Origin of the sequence: Streptomyces sp. NPDC050743, from assembly GCF_044456925.1 — a bacterium.
Taxonomy (GTDB): domain Bacteria; phylum Actinomycetota; class Actinomycetes; order Streptomycetales; family Streptomycetaceae; genus Streptomyces.
In genome coordinates this window covers 1-1,140 of sequence record NZ_JBITGJ010000344.1, presented here as the reverse complement: position 1 = coordinate 1,140, position 1,140 = coordinate 1, and the positions used below count along the sequence as shown (strand labels likewise).

Sequence of the window (1,140 nt, the reverse complement as noted above, 5' to 3'; positions counted from 1 at the left end):
CCGAGCCGCCGGCTCCGGCGGCGGCCTGAGCCGTAAATCCCCGCACAGCCCTGGAGGGCGACGCATCCCCTCCCTTCAGGGAGGGGAGCCTTCAAAAGGTTGCGGCTCAGGCCCCGCAGGACCGCAGGAACCGCCGCGTCCGTACCGCGATCGGCAGGGGCTTGTCCGGCTCGCACGGATACATGTCCTGCTCGACGATCGCGAACAGCTCCACGCCCAGCCCCTGCGCGGCCTTCAGTACAGGCTCCAACTCTGGTACGCCGGAAGGCGGTTCGCACATGACCCCGCGCTGCACCGCCGGCCCGAACGACACCTCGCCGGCGATCACCTCGGCGAGGACGTCCGGGTCGACCTGCTTGAGGTGGAGGTAGCCGATGCGCTCGCCGTAGGTCTCGATGAGCTTGACGCTGTCCCCGCCGCAGTAGGCGTAGTGCCCGGTGTCCAGGCAGAGGTTGACCAGCTCGGAGTCGGTGGAGTCCAGGAAGCGTTCGACGTGGTCCTCGGTGTCGATGTGGGTGTCGGCGTGCGGGTGGACCACGATGTCCAGGCCGTACGTCTCCTTGACCTCGTGGCCGAGCCGCTCCATGCCCTTGGTCAGGTGCGCCCACTGCTCGGCGGTCAGCTCCGGCGGCTCCAGGATCTCGGCGGTCTTGTCGTCCCGCCAGAAGGACGGGATGACCACCAGGTGCCGCGCGCCCATCGCCTGGGTGAGCGCGGCGACCTGGCTGACGTGCGCCCAGGTCTCCGCCCAGACGGACGGGCCGCGGTGCATGCCGGTGAAGACCGTGCCCGCGGAGACCTTCAGGTTCCGCCGGGCCACCTCGTCCCTGAGCCGCGCGGGATCGGTGGGGAGGTAGCCGTAGGGGCCGAGTTCGATCCACTCGTAGCCGGCCTCGGACACCTCGTCCAGGAAGCGTTCCCAGGGCACCTGCCGCGGGTCGTCGGGGAACCAGACTCCCCAGGAGTCGGGGGCCGAGCCGACCCGGATACGGTCCAGCGGGGTGGGGGTGGCCATGGTCAGGGGGCTCCTTCCGCAGAGGGCGCGACGGGTGCGGTGAGGTCTTCCTCTTCGGGGAGTTCGTCGGTGTCGACGCCGCGTACCTGGGCCAGTTCGTGTTTGAGGGCGGCGAGTTCGGCGCC

1 protein-coding gene and 1 pseudogene are annotated in these 1,140 nt (G+C 70.2%); both read right to left on the bottom strand.

The window, feature by feature from the left end; translation table 11 throughout:
• Nucleotides 1-106: 106 nt before the first annotated feature.
• Entirely contained in the window at nucleotides 107-1,015 is a 909-nt protein-coding gene (locus ACIBJF_RS53540; RefSeq protein WP_399185136.1) for a sugar phosphate isomerase/epimerase family protein, read from the bottom strand.
• Nucleotides 1,016-1,017: 2 nt separating this feature from the next.
• Nucleotides 1,018-1,140 (bottom strand): annotated as a pseudogene (locus ACIBJF_RS53535) (sugar ABC transporter ATP-binding protein); the annotation flags it as partial.

Coding starts and splice junctions, on each gene's coding strand:
- ACIBJF_RS53540 (WP_399185136.1), bottom strand. CDS start 1,015: ATGGCCACCCCCACCCCGCTGGACCGTATCCGGGTCGGCTCGGCCCCC.